Raw genomic sequence first — 15,731 nt, 5'->3', positions numbered from 1 at the left:
AAATACATCATCGTCTATTAACAACTATAGGCGTCAAAATTTGGGGAGCTGACGCTGGAATCTTGCATAGGTATACTGACGCCATGAAATTTTGCAGCCAATGCGGCAGTAATGCCGTCACACTTTCCATTCCTAAAGGCGACGACCGCCCCCGCCACCTGTGCGGCAACTGCGGCGCCATTCACTACATTAATCCCCGAGTCATCGTCGGCGTTTTGCCCTACCTGGAGGACCGGGTAATGTTGTGCAAACGCGCGATAGAACCGCGCCTTGGCCTATGGACCTTACCTGCCGGCTTTATGGAAAATGGCGAGAGCAGTGAAGAAGGTGCTTTACGGGAGTCTTGGGAAGAGGCGCGCGCCAATATCCGCGTCGATGGCCTCTACTCCGTGTATGACATTCCCCATATCAACCAGGTCTACCTGATGTATCGCGGTGAGCTGACAGATACCAATTTCGGGCCTGGGCCGGAATCTTTGGAAGTGGACCTTTTTCGCGAAGAGGATATTCCCTGGCCGGAAATTGCATTTCCCATCATGCATAAAACGCTCGAACACTACTTTGAAGACGGCAAACTCGGCCAGTACCAATTGCACCGCGGCGTGATCTCTCGAAAGCTCAAACTGTAGTCGGCGGTGCTGAGAGGGGCTTACAACTATTCTGAGAGTGGAGTCCTGCCCTCTATCCCGCTGAGTAATAAAAGGATGTTCACATTATGAAGTATGCTTATATGCTTGCAGTCCTGCTGGTAGTAGGCGTGGGATTACCCATGCTGCTGCCAGGGCCGGATGGCAAGCCAATTATGTCACCAGGAGACTGGCTGCCCGACCAACAGACACTGGACAGTGTACGCCATCAGGGGCAGCGCGCCCTGCAAGCAGTAAGCTCCACTACGCAAAAATCCGCCCAGCAGCTCGAAACCCTGGTGGAATCCAGTGGCCTAGTGTCAAAAGAGCAGATTAATGAACCCACCACCGAAGTCTTCACCTGGCAAGACAATGAGGGAAACTGGCACTTTTCTGATTCAGTGCCGGAAGGATTGGATAACTCTGTGCGTATCCACCGGATAAAGCCCGTCAATACGGTGCCAGCCACTCAGGCTTCTTCCAATGTTGCACCGCAGCAACCCACGGCAACACTACTGCAGGACAACACCGGCGCTGATAGCCGGATTTCCCAACTACTTAAAGATGTGCAGGCACTTCAGGAAAAAAACCTGGAACGCCAGCAGGCTTTGGACAACCTCTAGTTACAACCCAATGAAACTCTACTCATCAGTATGCACTCCAGTTTGCTGGCGCTGCTTACTGGTGAGGCTGCAACGTTCGTCCAAGCGCCAAAGATCAAAAGCCGGCTCTTCGTAGGGGTGGGCCCTGTATAAGGCTTCCAGCGCTGTATCCACGCACTCATCCACACATACCATCTCCACACGGTACTCCGCTACCTGCTCCACTTGCCCGGAAGAGCCAATAAATGGTTGGCTGCCCGACAGTGGACGGAACTGGCCCGTGCCCAACACCTGCCAGCAGCAGCTGTCGTAATCACCAATACGCCCGGCCCCTGCAGTAAACAGTGCCTGCTTGACCTCTTCCAGGTGGGATTCGGGTATGTAGATACTGAGCTTGTACATCGGAGTGGCTCACAGTAAGAAATGGATGAAAAAAGAGGCCCCAAGGGCCCCTTCTCATATCACAAAAACCGATATCAGTCGGCAGTTATCAGAACATCATTGTCATCAACTTGCGCTGGTACTGGGTGGCGATGGGGTCGCCGGCACCCAGGCTTTTTACGATATCGAGGAACGCCTGTTTGGCGGCACCATCGGCAAAGCTCATATCCTTACGCAAAATATCCAGTAACAACTCCAGAGCTTCCTGATGCCGGTTGGCCTGGCTGTACTGTACTGCCAGCTTGTAAGCGGAGTCATAGTCCTGGGGGTTTTGCGCCAATGCCTTCTGCAGGGCCTGGATTTCCGGAGTGTCCGCCGCCTGCTGCTTCAGCTCCAGCTGGGCCATTAATTGTTGGTATTCAGCATCCTGGTCGGCCAGAAGGATCTTGCCGAGTACCGTTTCTGCCTCCTGGGCACGGTTCTGATCCAGCAGCACTGTCGCCAATTGCTTGGCAATGTCCACGCGCTCGGAGGATTCGGTATAGGCCTGGCGCAATAATGGCAGAGCCTCATCCGCTTTGTCCTCTCCGATCAGCGCCTGGGCCTGCTGCAGCTTGATATCCCAGGGCTTGGGTAGATATTTATCGAGCATTTCACGAATCTGGGGTTCCGGCTGTACGCCGGCAAAGCCGTCCACGGGCTGCCCCTCTTTAAGTAACATCACCGTGGGAAGGCTGCGTACCCCCAGCTGACCTGCGATCATTTGTTCGGTATCCGCATTTACCCTGGCCAGCAGGAACTGTCCGGCGTATTCATTGGCCAACTTTTCCAATAGCGGCATCAGTTGCTTGCAGGGTTCACACCAATCGGCCCAGAAGTCGACCAGTACCGGGCGCTTCATGGATTCTTCGATCAACACTTGCTGAGCATTTTCTGCCGTAACATCGACAATAAATTCGTTCACAAACTCTCCTGAGTCACGTCTGTGTAAATAGGGCCTGGTTAACACCACTTAGCGGTATAGGATATCTGCGCCGTAAGCCATTTCAAGGGACTGCCGCTCTATCTTGCGCAGGCCCTTTACCACCAGCCCATAAGAGCGATCTGCCATCCGCTCAATCTCATAATCGGGCACTGTGCCATCCAGCAACACTGTATTCCAGTGCTTCTTGTTCATATGATATCCCGGCAATACACCGGGGAAGATATCCCGCAGGGCCTGGGCCTCATTCGGGTCACACTTCAGGTTGGAGGCATCCACTCCGCGGTGGCGGCTGAGAGTAGCAAACATACGCCCCTTGACCTTGAACACCGCCACATCCGGGCCAAAAGGAAAATCCTCAATGGCCTCGGGACGTGACAACAGGTGTTCCCTCATCGCCACCCTCAACATAACCTGATCCTACCAGTCCAGTGAAGAGGGCAGGCGCGGAGAGGAAAGCAGCTTGGCAAAGCGCTGCCAGCGCTCACCGGCAGTGTCGGTATCACGTTCCACATAGTCTGCCACCAGCTTCTTACCCCAGTTGTAATTAATAACATAGGCGCCGTAAGCATCCACGAAATCCTTGCGCTGCTTCGCCTTAGCCGGACTCATCAGGGTGTATTTTTCGAACAGCGCGGGGACTTGGTCACCTTTAATTTCCCCATCGATATACTGGCGCGCGATTTCGTTACCAGCGAAACTCAATTTATCCACTAGTGCCATTACGCGATCGTATTTTTCCGCACTCTGCGGATCCAGGCCCGCCAGCGGGTAGAGTACTTCCATCTCGAAACGGGCCTTTTCTGCACCGGGAAAGGCCAGCTCAATACCATAGTTGGCACTGCCTTCGGCAATCAGGGATTGGGGACTGAATAGCGGGTAAACGCTGTACTCTACCCAGCCCCGCTCCTTGACTAACGATTGCTCCAGTAGCGCGTTATAGGTGTGATGGCCGGGATAGCCCTCGTGGCAGCCTAGATCAATGGCGCGATCAATGGTGATCGGCAGGCCACTATTTACCTGAATCAGGCTATGGGAGCCGCCCTGATACCAGTTGTAACCACTCCAGGGTTTATCGCTGACATATTCCAATACAAAGTTTTCACTCTCAGGCAGCGGTATATATTCTTTGGTACGAAGCCGGCACTCTTTTATCGACGCATCAAACACTGCCTGGAGCTTATCTGCGGGAATCTCAAACCCCTTGCGAAATTCCTGCACCCGCTCACTCAATGGCTGGCTACCCGGCAACAGCTCCTCCAGCTCCCGGAGAAAGGGCTCAAAACTGGCAAAGTCCTGTTTTGGGGGCTGGGTGTCATACAGTTCCCGGGCCTCTTTGGCAAAACCCCGTTCAGTTTCACCAGCCAAGCTTTTTGCATGAGCCACCAGGGCCCCCAACTGGGTTTTCAGGTAATGAAGGCGAAGGCTATCAATAGAGCCATCCACCCCCTTAGCCACCGGTAGCTGTTCCAACAGCGCTTTTCCCCGCTGCGCAATCTGTACCGGGCTAGCGCTACTCTGCTGCGCCTGTTCACGCCATTCAGCAGGCCCGTAGAAGGCATCTACATAGCTCTTGTCATGATTGCCGAGTTCCAGCACCAAAGATACGTATTCCCTGGCTACGCCATTCATTGGCATGTCGCCTTTCCTCTCATCCATTGTCTGCACGGCCTCATTTAACTGTGAGGCTTCATTAACTGTACTCTGTTCATTTTTTTGGCCGCCACAGGCGCTAAAAATCAACGGCGCAACCAAAACCGGTAGCAAGCGTACCGCTGTTACAACTCTCATCATTATTTTTTCTCGCTTGATTCGTTCCATATCATGCCGGTATTGATTTCATAATGAATGGTTACCGGAGGTATTTGTGGGCCCCGCCAGAACAGCTGGGCCCAATTGACTCGAGAACTGCTAGGTTCAGCGCTGTTTACCCGTGGGTTCACTCACCACATCCCCTTCTGCTGGAGGCTCCGTTCCCTCGGTGTCCAGGTGCTCTCCATCAAACTCCTCCGACACTGGTGCATTGCGGAGTACCATGAAACCGGCAATACCGGCGATCACGGAGGCCAACAAGATACCCGCCTTGGCCTGAATCAGCAGGTCAGCCTGCTTACTAAATGCCAGCTCGGCAATAAAGATAGACATGGTAAAACCGATACCGCCCAGCAGTGCCACCCCAACAATATGCTGAAAATTCGCCGACTTGGGCAGCCTGCCCCAGCCCAGCTTCCAGCCGATCCAGGTAGCCCCCACGATACCCACCAGCTTACCGATCACCAGGCCTGCAATAACCCCCAATGTCACCGGATTAATCACCGCGGTAGAACTGGTAAAACTGTCAAAAGGAATGCCTGCATTGGCCAGGGCAAAGATGGGGATTACCAGGAAGCCCACAGGGGTATGCAGACGGGTTTCCATACGCTGCAGGGGGGACTGTGCCAGGTTGACGCCATTACCCAGGGCCATAACTCGTGCACGCAGTGCATCGTTGGCAATAATTTTATCCCCAGGGCGGAAGCAGCGATCGAAGCTGCGGATAATATCTTTCACGAAAGTACTAAATGCGACAGGGTCGTACTTGGGTTTGGCAGGCAGTGCCATAGCGGTAATTACACCGGCAATCGTGGCATGAACGCCCGCCAGGTAAAGCTCGTACCACAGCAGCACCCCGACAAAGACATAGGCTGGGGAGCGGCGTACGCCAGCGGCCTTGAGCAACCACATAATCACCACCAAGCAGCCCGATGCGATGAGTGCGGTAAGGTTTACCTGCTCGGTATACCAGATTGCAATCACCAGGATGGCACCAAGGTCATCCACAATAGCCAAGGCTACCAGAAAGGTAACCACCGCACGGGGCACCCGGTTGCCCAATAGCGCAATACAGCCCACAGCAAAAGCGATGTCTGTAGCCATGGGAATTCCCCAGCCGCGCTCCGCCTCACCACCGGCATTAAAACCCGCATAAATAAGCGCGGGGACGACCATACCGCCAATTGCAGCCATCACTGGTAATACTGCCTGGCGCAGGTCGGACAATTCGCCCACCATAAATTCACGCTTTAATTCCAGGCCTACCAGAAAAAAGAAGATCGCCATCAGACCATCATTAATCCAGTGGTGCAGGGACAGGGAAAATTCCCATTCCCCTGCGTTGAGGCTGATCGGCATATGCAGTAAGTGCTTGTAGGCCTCTTCCAGAGGGGAATTGGCGATGATCAATGCAGCCAGCGCAGATAGCATCAACAAAATGCCACTACTGCTTTGCCGGTGGATAAATTCTTCGAAAGGTGTCGTCAGGCGCCCAAAGGCCCCCTCCAAAGGGGCTTCGAAAACCTTCCCTTTACGAATCTTGAACTTATCCAGAACGCCTTTTGCCATCGACTGACTTCCTCTTTACTTAAAGGTTAGCCCTACAAAATGTGAGGCCACACTTCTACCTATTGGAGCCAGAGGTTAGCATGGCCACTGTATTCTTAACCATATTGACAGGATTGCATCGCGAAATATGACCCGACTGGACCAATTGCTTGTAAAGAAAAAGCTCGCCAACTCCCGCACACACGCCAAGAAACTTATTGAGGCAGGCAGGGTCATGCTATCCGAGGGTGGCCCCATGGAGCCCGCTCGCAAGGCCGGACAATCCGTCAGTGAAGATTGTGCCCTTGAGGTCTCGCCGTTACCCGAGGACCAATACGTCTCCCGCGCTGGCTTAAAGCTTGCAGCAATTCTCGATCATACAGGCCTGACCCCTAAGGGTTGGCACGCCCTTGATGTCGGCTGCTCCACCGGTGGGTTCAGTGACTGCCTGTTACAAAAAGGTGCTACATCAGTGGTGGGGGTGGATGTAGGACAAGGGCAACTGGCGCAGAAACTACTGGACGATTCACGTATGCATTTGTTTGAAGGTATTAATGCGCGACATTTGGAAGCCAAGCAACTCGCTCCCTATGCGGACAGCGGTTTTGATGCCATCGTAATGGATGTCTCTTTTATTTCTCAGTCTCTGATATTGCCGCAATTACCTGCTCTACTAAAACCCAACGGTCAACTGTTAACCCTGGTAAAACCACAGTTTGAAGTCGGCCCCGAGGGTATTGGTAAAGGCGGATTGGTACGAGACACCAAGCTCTTTCCGCAAGTGCATGAGCGAATCACAAGTTTATGTTGTGAACTGGGTCTTGAAGTAAAAGAATATATTGAAAGTCCAATTAAAGGTGGCGATGGCAATCGAGAGTTTTTACTCTGGGCAACCCAGAAAGTGAAAACTAAAGAAGTAGACATTAAACTCTAGTAATAGCAAAAACTGCACAAATCAGACTTACTGCTTCTAAAACTATTCATACCTGAGCCTCAATTTCTTAAAGGCTCAGGTATTCCCCCAAGAGACTGAAAATTATTCTGATAGCTTTTGTAACCCCGCACCCCAAATAAAGTAACCTCATTATATTGATCTCCCAGCCTGCCCCGCCGCTTTAACAAAAACTATTTATTACTATCACAAATCATAAATGAGCGCGTAATAAACCCTGTATACCCTACACACAATAAACAATCACCCGGATAATTCTAATGAAAAGGTTATTCTTTCTGTGTGCACTCTCTATCGCATCACACGCAGCTCCACTGACTAACTATCAAATAGTAGATGGTGACACAGTTCACGGATATGTTTCCGGCGAGTACGTCGAGATACGCCTACAGTGTATAGATGCACCAGAAACTTATCCCAGAATTCAACCTTATGGCCCGGAGGCTTCCCAAATACTGAACAGTTTATTGTCAAATGGTTCAGTAGACTTTCAGTCAACAGGAAGAGATCAATACGGTAGGGAAACCGGCTATCTATTTGTCAACGGATACAATATCAATCAGGAAATGGTTGCACGAGGGGCCGCCTGGAATTATGCCTACTACTGCGGAGATACGTTCGATACCGAGCAGCAATTCGCTTATTACTCCAATCTTGGTTTATGGAAAAATTCCGCGGCCAAAGACCCTTACTGTTTTCGCAAAAACCTGGATCATGATTATTGCTATTACAACCCAGAAAAAAAATTCATATTGGATGAGTAATTTTCCAACCCATAAACACTTAGAATTAAACCCAATATTTTAGCGATCCACTTATGACCAATTAACTACCTAGCAGGTCACTAAAGGTTCAACTTGCATCTACATTTACATAGCCTTCATTTCAATAATTCTATTTTTTGCATTATCATTATCCGGATTGATTAACAGGGACTTTTTATAAAATTTAACAGCCTGCTTCTTATCCCCCTTAACCATAAAGGCCTCTGCCAAGCTATCCCACGCTTTGTAAGAATCGGGATAATATTGTGTATTTAACACAAAGAAATCTATTGCCCTATCAATATTCACGCCAAACTGACTATTATATAAACGATCATACCCATAGAAACTAATTACATCTTCTCTCAAGGTGAATTTTCCACCAAGATCCTCTGAAACCTGTTCAAAATGTCTTTTAATATCAGCGGCAGAGCGAAATCTGGCTTGATCATCTAACATATAACCATCAAATATGGATCTAAGTCCTTTATAAAAGCTAATTACGGGCATAGTATGGTGATTTTCTTCCTGCCCGTATATCATAGAGTCCACGTTTAACCCCATTTTAGGGTTCGTGTTTAGTAATTCAATAAACTTTGCAACATAATTTTCTTTAGGATATACGCCTGCCACCCTCTCTGAGGTAGCTACAAACAATCTACGCTTGGCAAGTGGTTCACCTCGCAAAAATTCATCATACCTTTTCAACATAACCTGATCATCCCACCACATACTTGGGTCGATTGCAATGTAAGCATTAAAAGTATCAGGGGATGAATATAAACTATGGATAACTGGAAGTCCTGTAAATGAATATCCAGCAAGGATTTGATATCCTGACGTTGGATACTCTTTATTTATTTCAGGAATTAGATCCTCTCTCAAGAACTGAAGAAACTGCTCCCCCCCTCCAGTAATATTTAAAGCTTTATTTTTACGCCCACCATATTCAATCAATGACTTGGTAGGTGAGCTGTCCCTTGCCCGCTCTTGGCTAACGATGCCGACAACAATCATTTCAGGAACAATTGGTGTGGCATCTGAGCTCATCTGCCTAACCATACCAGTAAACACATGAAAAAAACTATTTAAGTCCGCATCGAAAAAGTAAAGCACCGGATATTTTTTATATCCATCCTCACGAAAGGAAGCGGGAAGAGATACCCAGTATTCTCTTTTCTCATCCAGAACCTCAGAAACAATTACCTTGCGCTCTCCTATAGTAATCTCACTGGATTGCCCCACAAGACTCCAAGTAAACGCAAAAAAAATGAACATATATTTAATCAACACCAACATAATTCTTGTCTCTGATAAACACTGACAGGATGATTTTAATGATCTATCAAGTAATACCATACCAATGACCAAACTAACTATTTATCTTGATCCAAAAGGACAATCATTTCCTTGGCTACCAATACAGCTGACGGCAAGAACATACTGGAAACTATCCTCTCACCTAAAACAATATCATATTTATCCGAAACGTCACCTTTATCAACAGTCAGAGCTCCATTTCTCTTAAGTTCTGACTCAACCATAAATGGTAATAATATTACCTGCATGGCCCAGGCCTTTTCCTTTTCCCTTGAATCTGGAAAACCTGCGAATTTCTTGTCCTGCACAAAGAACTGCCCATTTTCCAGTTTTACGTTGGCAAAAGCTCCACCCCCATGTCCACAACTGCCTATTATCCCACCGTTGTCATATATTCCGGCCATAACATCAAGCATTTGTTTATTTGAGGCTACATCAAATAAGGTTCCATAGCCCCCACCGACATAAACTGCCACATAGTTTTCCAGTCTAACCTCCGTTGGCTTCAGGGAATGATTCGCTCTTTCCTGGAAGCCTTCGTAATTAACTGTATAACTGCTAATACCAAGCGGATCCATCATAAAACGTATCGTACCTCCAGAAGGAGAGACAAAGTCAACCTCATAACCATGGGAAACAAAAATATGGTACGGCGGTGCATACTCCCAAAGATTATTTCTGACATCGTGCTTATCTGGATCTCCCATATCTGTAAGGTCCGAGGCCACTATCAAAATTTTTTCTGCCGCACTAATTTTTCCAACCCAAAAGCACAAAATAAAACGATGATGGGCAATGTGATTATATTTTTCATGTTTAATTAGATCCATCAAGCACTATATTGATACACTAACTCTGCTAGAGCTATCATTCAACATGGTCAAATATAGTTATTTATTTACAAAACTTATTCATTAATCCAATTGTATAAAAAGTAGAAATCCAACTAAAACCTGCCAGTCAATAGGGGGGACTTACACCTAACGCATAGCTTGCAGCCGGGCCATGATAACAATGCTTGACCTACAAACACCTCCAAGAAGCAACAGCCGATCTTATACCAGAGTCCTTTCGTCTAAACCACCGTCAAATTAGTATCGCAATCAATGTACATCAATGTAACTTAACAAACATTAAAATCCGAACACTATTACAGGCAATAATAACTTACCATTACCAAACACAGTTGCCCGCAACAAAGAGAACTAAACTACATACTTTCAATCACTCCTGGCAAGCGGGCTGCAAAATGATCAGAGTAGCTTCAATTAAAATATCGTTGATTTTCATATTACTCCTCATTTCCTGGCCATCCACACTCCATGCATGCTCCCGTGTAGCCTGGGATACCAGGCAAGGTGTTTTCGCCGCCAGATCTATGGACTGGGGGCACTCATTTGATGATATTTTATTCATAAATCCTCGCGGCATGGAGATGGTTGGAGAGGAGGGCCCAAATCCTGCCAGATGGACCTCAAAATACGGCAGTGTTGTACAAAGTATTATTCCCTATGCCCGCCAATATGGTTTTTCAGAGAATGACGGCGCTACCGATGGTATCAATGAGAAAGGTTTAGCTGCTCATATTCTATACCTTGGGGCAACCCGCTATCCCAAACCAAATAGTATGCCGGGCGTGTCCTATATGCGCTGGTTACGCTTTATCCTCGATAATCACGCCACAGTTGCAGAGGCTGTTGCGGGAATGAAAGACATACGTATTTCACCGGTCAAGGTAGGCCATGAAGTACTTGGCACACATTTGGCAATAGAGGACCCCAGTGGTGACTCTGCTATTTTCGAGATTATCAACGGTAAACTGGTTGTACATCATGGGAAGAAATACTCTGTGATGACGAATGATCCACCCTATGACTGGCAGCTATTAAATCTTCCTTTTTATCAGGGCTTTGGGGGATTAAAGTCTGTTCCTGGTGGCATTGAGGGCGCCGACCGTTTCGTTAGATTATCTTACTACCGCAAACACCTACCAGAGCCCATTAGCGACACTCAAGCTGCAGGTTATATCCTCAGCGCAATTCGCACTGTAACTGTTCCCTTTGGCGCACCTTATAGTCGAGAAAGTAATAATGAGACTGAAAAAACAGCCACTTACCCTACTTGGTGGCTTTCAGTCATTGATTTAAACAATAGAGTGTACTATTTCAACTGGGTAACCAATCCAAATATCATTTGGGTAAGCTTGAAAAATATTGACTTTGCAAACGGTACTGGAAAGCGTATTGCAGACCCCAAGGATCCAGATTTAGTAGGTGATATCACCGAAACTTTTAAGACTTTTAAAAAGTAGTCCTTAAAGCCAACCCTGGTACCAAGCAAATTGTGAACATGGAAACGGCTTTCAATTACAGCTAAGAGTTGCCCTACTTAACGATATACATGCCCTCGACTTCAGGGCTGCTGGTCTTAAAACCAAACTTCTCGTAAAGCTCTGGCACATCGGCCATCAAGGTAATATACGCTGATGGCATAGCCGCACGATCCAGGTAAGACATTATATATTCCATCACCTGCCGCCCTAAACCTTGGCCCTGATAATCTGGATCGACGGCAATATCCACTATCTCAAAGTTTAGCGCTCCATCACCTACTACCCGCCCCATGGCAATAGTTCTTGAATCAGTATTGATATGGATACCATACAGACTATTGGGCAACCCCTTTTCCACTGCTGCCCTAATTCTTGGGGTGAGTCCAGTTACCTCCCTCAACCGAAGGAAGTCCTCCACCGAGGCGACCTCTTCAATCACTGTATACATATTTCGTACCACTTCATCTTTAGCAGCTAGATTCAGCAAGCTGGTATCTAAATTTCGCGAATCTCTGTAATAACTTCTGATTTTACAGAATTAGCAATAAAGCACTGCTTGTGGGAAAGGTGATGGATTTTTTCCAGCTGTTCGAGGCTCGGTTGCTTGTCACCAGAGAATCGCACCAAAGGGCGCAGGGTTACTTTCGTCATAGCCAGATTACCCTCTTCATTGCTATCCATCACGCCTACTACTTCATCGTGATACTCATCTACAACGAAGCCGCGTTTAGCAGCGATGGCAAGGAAAAACAGCATGTGACAACTGGACAGCGAAGCTACAAATGCCTCTTCCGGGTCGACATTTTCCGCTACTGAATAGGGAATAGGGACGACATGGGGAGAGGAGGAGGCGGGAACGGATAAACCGCCATCGAATTGCCAGGTATGGGCGCGGCTATATTGATTATCGGTAAAGACTTGGCCATCTCGCCGCCAGGTCACTGTAGAGGTGTACTCAGACAATATTATCTCCTTCTATCCAGGGCACACAGTTTTAGCTATTACCGTCAGAAAGTTCTTCATGCCATTTTGGCTGACTGCACGACGTCGATGAATTGATTCAGAGGGAGTTCGTGAAAGTCCGGCAGGGGCTTTCCAGTCGAGGGGAGAGGATCGGGACACGGCAGAGAATAGAGGCCGCATTAGGCGACCTCCGAGTTGATGGCTACTCTGCATCTACCTGCTGGTCAGTACGTGCAGCCATAATAAAGTCATTCTTATGCAGGCCTTTGGCCTCATGACTCCACCAGGTCACGGTGACCTTGCCCCATTCTGTAAGCAGCGCAGGGTGATGCCCTACCTCTTCGGCAATAGCGCCAACACGGTTGGTGAACGCCAGTGCCTGCTTAAAGTTACGGAACTTGAACACACGCTCCAGCTGCATGATGCCGTCGCGAGCTACAGGGGTCCAATCAGGGATTTGGCGCAACAGCCCTGGGAGTTCATCGTCGCTGACAAGGGGGGCGTCTGCACGGCAGGCTTCACATTGTTGTTGAGCTAGTTCGGTCATGAATGAGTCCTCAAAACCTTGTTTATTATCGGCTATTTTGCGTGGGCTCCACTCTAACCGGCGCCCATCAACGAAACAAGCACACACCCCAAAAAGGCATTTTATACGGTTTTCCCGTGCCTGAATGAAACAGCATGCTAAAAGCTAGTGAATTAGCTCCAGTTGGAGACATTTGGTGTCGTCCCAACACCACGACTCCGGTAGATGTGTTAATTTTTGAACAGTTTTCAGGTATTGAGATGCAGCCACAGACTAGGATCCCCATGAAAGCCCACTTCTACATGTTGATATTGACGTCAATCCTGGGCCTCAACGCCTGTGGCCCACAGAGCTTGGACAAGAATCGTATAGTGCCTCCAGAGTCTGAAACTATCGCCGAAATGCGTGCCGAGACTGAATTGGCCTTCCAGCAACTGTGCGAACAGTTCGTCAATGGACTCTGGCATCTTTTTCCATCCTGGGCGGTGCGTGAAGGTTACTACGATGTCGCCAGCCAAATACAAGTTCCCGATAGGGCCTACCGCAAATACCTATTGGATTTTTCCAAAACCTACGAAGATAAGTTCGACGCATTGAACAGCGAACAATTGGGTATCAATGCGCGCACCGACCTGGCTCTGATCCTGAACTTTCTACAACGTTTGCGGTGGGAATATACAACCTTCAAATCCTTTGAATGGGATCCTTCCAATTACAATGTCTCTCACCCTTTTGCTCTGATCCTGAATACTAACTATGCACCATTAGAGCAGCGCTTACGGACTTTTAGTACACGTATGCGGCAGGTGCCTGAATATTACCAGGCTGCCATGCGTGCTATCCGAAGACCCGCAGCCCCCCAATTGGCGTTGGCTATACAGCAAAACGAGGGGGCACTGGCTGTGTTCGGTAGCGAGGTGGAAAAAAAAGTTACAGACAGCCAGATGCTCGACGATGAAAAAGCGGTGTTCCGGCAGAGACTCGCAACAACCCGAAAAGCGATACAGGGTTATGTTTCCTTTTTGAAAAAACTACAAACCAAGCTGGAAAAAACAGGGAAATTTCGTGACTTTCGTATTGGTGAAGAGCTCTATGAAGAAAAATTTAATTTTGATATCCAGGTCGGTATCAGTGCAGCCGATCTCTATCAGCTAGCGCTGGAAGAAAAAATGCTGGTACATGACAAAATGTCAGATCTGGCCGATAAACTATGGCCAAAGTACTTCCCCAATGAGGCTCTGCCGTCAGATAGTCGAATCAGAATCAGTAAGGTATTGGATAAATTATCCGAGCATCATGCAAGCAAGTATACATTTAAGGATGCGGTGGAAAAACAGATCCCGGAGCTAGCTACCTTTGTGAATAAGCAAAATTTGCTCACTTTGGATAAAAATAAACCTCTGGTAGTACGTACTACTCCCCCCTATCTGCAAGGGTTTGCAGTAGCCTCGATCAATGCCCCAGGACCCTATAACAAAAATGCCAACACCTATTACAATGTGATGCCGATGGCAGAACTCAGCGATACGCAAGCTAACAGTTTGCTCCGTGAGTACAATAAATACACCATGCAGATCCTCAATATCCACGAAGCTATCCCTGGACACTATACACAACTGGTTTACGCCAACCAATCTCCCAGTCTGATCAAAAGTATCCTGGGAAACGGTGCCATGATCGAAGGCTGGGCAGTCTATGCTGAGCGTATGATGTTGGAAGCTGGCTATGGGGATTTTTCTCCAGAACTCTGGTTAATGTATTACAAGTGGAATCTACGCACTATTACCAATACCATCCTGGACTACGAGGTCCAAGTAAAAGGCCTCAGCGAGGCCGATGCACTCAAATTGATGATACAAGGTGCTTTTCAGCAACAAGCTGAAGCTGAAGGAAAATGGCGGCGAGCCACTTTAAGCCAAGTACAATTAACCAGTTACTTTGCTGGATATACTGACATCCTCGCCTTGCGGGAGGAAATAAAGAAAAAGCTTGGAAAGAACTTTAACTTAAAAGCCTTTCATGAAGAATTCCTCAGCTTTGGGAGTGCGCCCGTCCCAATTATACGGGAATTAATGCTGGCAAAAATAAAGGAAGAAAGCCAAAGTTAGGTTTGCCATCAGGACCAAATTGGGAGCCGATTTAAAAAAAACGTATTAATCACGAAAATCGTCAAAGGTGCCCAATGGCTCCCAATGGAAGGTGCCTAATAAAATATCAAACAAGGGAAAGGTCAAATTGAAATTATGTGTCTTCATTAATTTTCGATGATGATGGATTCTATGCAAATGAGCCAATTCACGAAACACCGGCACTTTATGAAACCAGTGTCCTTCAGGTTGATGGTATCCAACATGTAAAAGCTCATAAGCCAGGTGATTTAATATCATGGTTGCCGCCATGATAAATCCCATATTTTCAGAAACCACCCAGGTTAGGAAGAAACCACAAAGCGGCGCCAGAAAGAAGGCGATAAAAGCTGTTAAGTACGTTGGGAACAGTACTATTCGCCAATCCCGAGTTGACTCAAAAGACAATAGTGGTGCAGAAAAGAAACTGTGATGATCACCAGTATGTCGTTTATAAAATAAACTAGTCAGTTTCAGCTTTTTGTGACCGGCCCAGCGGTGACTGGCATACTCTACAGCGTTGTAGACAAGAATTCCCAGTGGAATTACCAGAAGCTCACTCCCCTTTAGACCCCTGATCTGTAAAATACAGTAGGCCGCAACCGTCAGGCTGATCAATAGAACACTTCCCAAATGAAGCCAGCCATTATAGCGGCGCTGGACATAGGCCCTATATTGTTTTCTAAAAGCAGCCGTATCATGTGTGATCAACATATCTCACCTCTATATTTTTTAGTGATTAAGGTGTTTTCAAGCTATTGACGCCCAATATAATTAGGGACATTATGTGACGTCTA

The 15,731-nt window shown here is 47.6% G+C and carries 16 protein-coding genes; 6 read left to right on the top strand and 10 right to left on the bottom strand.

What is annotated here, in order from left to right; genetic code table 11:
• Positions 1-83 precede the first annotated feature (83 nt).
• Both GL2_RS13115 and GL2_RS13110 read left to right on the top strand, forming a co-directional pair.
• Positions 84-629, top strand: coding sequence for an NUDIX hydrolase (locus GL2_RS13115; protein WP_143731089.1), 546 nt, complete (start codon positions 84-86; stop codon positions 627-629).
• 86 nt (positions 630-715) lie between these two features.
• Positions 716-1,249, top strand: a complete 534-nt coding sequence (locus GL2_RS13110; protein ID WP_143731088.1) for a hypothetical protein — start codon at positions 716-718, stop codon at positions 1,247-1,249.
• 18 nt (positions 1,250-1,267) lie between these two features.
• Here the strand turns inward: GL2_RS13110 and GL2_RS13105 are convergent, their stop codons facing one another.
• The 4 genes from GL2_RS13105 to nhaA all read right to left on the bottom strand — a co-directional run bounded on the left by GL2_RS13105 (position 1,268) and on the right by nhaA (position 5,972).
• Entirely contained in the window at positions 1,268-1,630 is a 363-nt protein-coding gene (locus GL2_RS13105) for a YqfO family protein (protein ID WP_143731087.1), read from the bottom strand.
• An 88-nt stretch (positions 1,631-1,718) separates the two neighbouring features.
• Positions 1,719-2,573 (bottom strand): thioredoxin, encoded by an 855-nt coding sequence (trxA, locus tag GL2_RS13100; RefSeq protein ID WP_143731086.1) that lies wholly within the window; start codon positions 2,571-2,573, stop codon positions 1,719-1,721.
• Positions 2,574-2,621: 48 nt separating this feature from the next.
• Positions 2,622-2,987: an MmcQ/YjbR family DNA-binding protein gene (locus GL2_RS13095; RefSeq protein WP_143731085.1), complete on the bottom strand. Its 366-nt coding sequence runs from the start codon at positions 2,985-2,987 to the stop codon at positions 2,622-2,624.
• A gap of 1,521 nt (positions 2,988-4,508) precedes the next feature.
• Positions 4,509-5,972, bottom strand: coding sequence for a Na+/H+ antiporter NhaA (gene nhaA / locus GL2_RS13085; protein WP_232053614.1), 1,464 nt, complete (start codon positions 5,970-5,972; stop codon positions 4,509-4,511).
• A gap of 127 nt (positions 5,973-6,099) precedes the next feature.
• On the opposite strand from nhaA, the gene GL2_RS13080 reads away from it, so the two are divergent.
• Both GL2_RS13080 and GL2_RS13075 read left to right on the top strand, forming a co-directional pair.
• Entirely contained in the window at positions 6,100-6,885 is a 786-nt protein-coding gene (locus tag GL2_RS13080) for a TlyA family RNA methyltransferase (protein ID WP_143731083.1), read from the top strand.
• Positions 6,886-7,163: 278 nt separating this feature from the next.
• Entirely contained in the window at positions 7,164-7,667 is a 504-nt protein-coding gene (locus GL2_RS13075; protein ID WP_143731082.1) for a thermonuclease family protein, read from the top strand.
• A gap of 105 nt (positions 7,668-7,772) precedes the next feature.
• Here GL2_RS13075 and GL2_RS13070 read toward each other — a convergent pair whose 3' ends face one another.
• Positions 7,773-8,966, bottom strand: coding sequence for an alpha/beta hydrolase-fold protein (locus tag GL2_RS13070; RefSeq protein WP_172621139.1), 1,194 nt, complete (start codon positions 8,964-8,966; stop codon positions 7,773-7,775).
• A gap of 77 nt (positions 8,967-9,043) precedes the next feature.
• Positions 9,044-9,817 carry a type 1 glutamine amidotransferase domain-containing protein gene (locus tag GL2_RS13065; protein ID WP_197736452.1) on the bottom strand — a complete coding sequence of 258 codons (774 nt, stop codon included), beginning with the start codon at positions 9,815-9,817 and terminating at the stop codon, positions 9,044-9,046.
• Between the two features lie 188 nt (positions 9,818-10,005).
• Here GL2_RS13065 and GL2_RS13060 point away from each other — a divergent pair, with 188 nt between their 5' ends.
• Positions 10,006-11,298, top strand: a complete 1,293-nt coding sequence (locus tag GL2_RS13060; protein ID WP_143731080.1) for a linear amide C-N hydrolase — start codon at positions 10,006-10,008, stop codon at positions 11,296-11,298.
• Between the two features lie 73 nt (positions 11,299-11,371).
• Here the strand turns inward: GL2_RS13060 and GL2_RS13055 are convergent, their stop codons facing one another.
• The 3 genes from GL2_RS13055 to GL2_RS13045 form a co-directional block, all read right to left on the bottom strand.
• A complete protein-coding gene (locus tag GL2_RS13055; RefSeq protein ID WP_232053613.1) occupies positions 11,372-11,806 on the bottom strand; it encodes a GNAT family N-acetyltransferase in 435 nt (144 codons plus the stop codon).
• Positions 11,807-11,814: 8 nt separating this feature from the next.
• Complete coding sequence (locus GL2_RS13050) at positions 11,815-12,282, bottom strand: OsmC family protein (protein WP_143731079.1); 468 nt, start codon at positions 12,280-12,282, stop codon at positions 11,815-11,817.
• Between the two features lie 202 nt (positions 12,283-12,484).
• Positions 12,485-12,829, bottom strand: coding sequence for a 4a-hydroxytetrahydrobiopterin dehydratase (locus GL2_RS13045; protein ID WP_143731078.1), 345 nt, complete (start codon positions 12,827-12,829; stop codon positions 12,485-12,487).
• 134 nt (positions 12,830-12,963) lie between these two features.
• Between GL2_RS13045 and GL2_RS13040 the strand changes: the two genes are divergently transcribed.
• Complete coding sequence (locus GL2_RS13040) at positions 12,964-14,916, top strand: DUF885 domain-containing protein (RefSeq protein WP_232053612.1); 1,953 nt, start codon at positions 12,964-12,966, stop codon at positions 14,914-14,916.
• 45 nt (positions 14,917-14,961) lie between these two features.
• Here GL2_RS13040 and GL2_RS13035 read toward each other — a convergent pair whose 3' ends face one another.
• Positions 14,962-15,648 (bottom strand): sterol desaturase family protein, encoded by a 687-nt coding sequence (locus tag GL2_RS13035; protein WP_143731077.1) that lies wholly within the window; start codon positions 15,646-15,648, stop codon positions 14,962-14,964.
• Positions 15,649-15,731: the final 83 nt, after the last annotated feature.

Source organism: Microbulbifer sp. GL-2 (genome assembly GCF_007183175.1).
Classification (GTDB): Bacteria; Pseudomonadota; Gammaproteobacteria; order Pseudomonadales; family Cellvibrionaceae; genus Microbulbifer.
The sequence above is the reverse complement of the archived record's forward strand: the minus strand, read 5'-3'. Positions and strand labels throughout refer to the sequence as shown.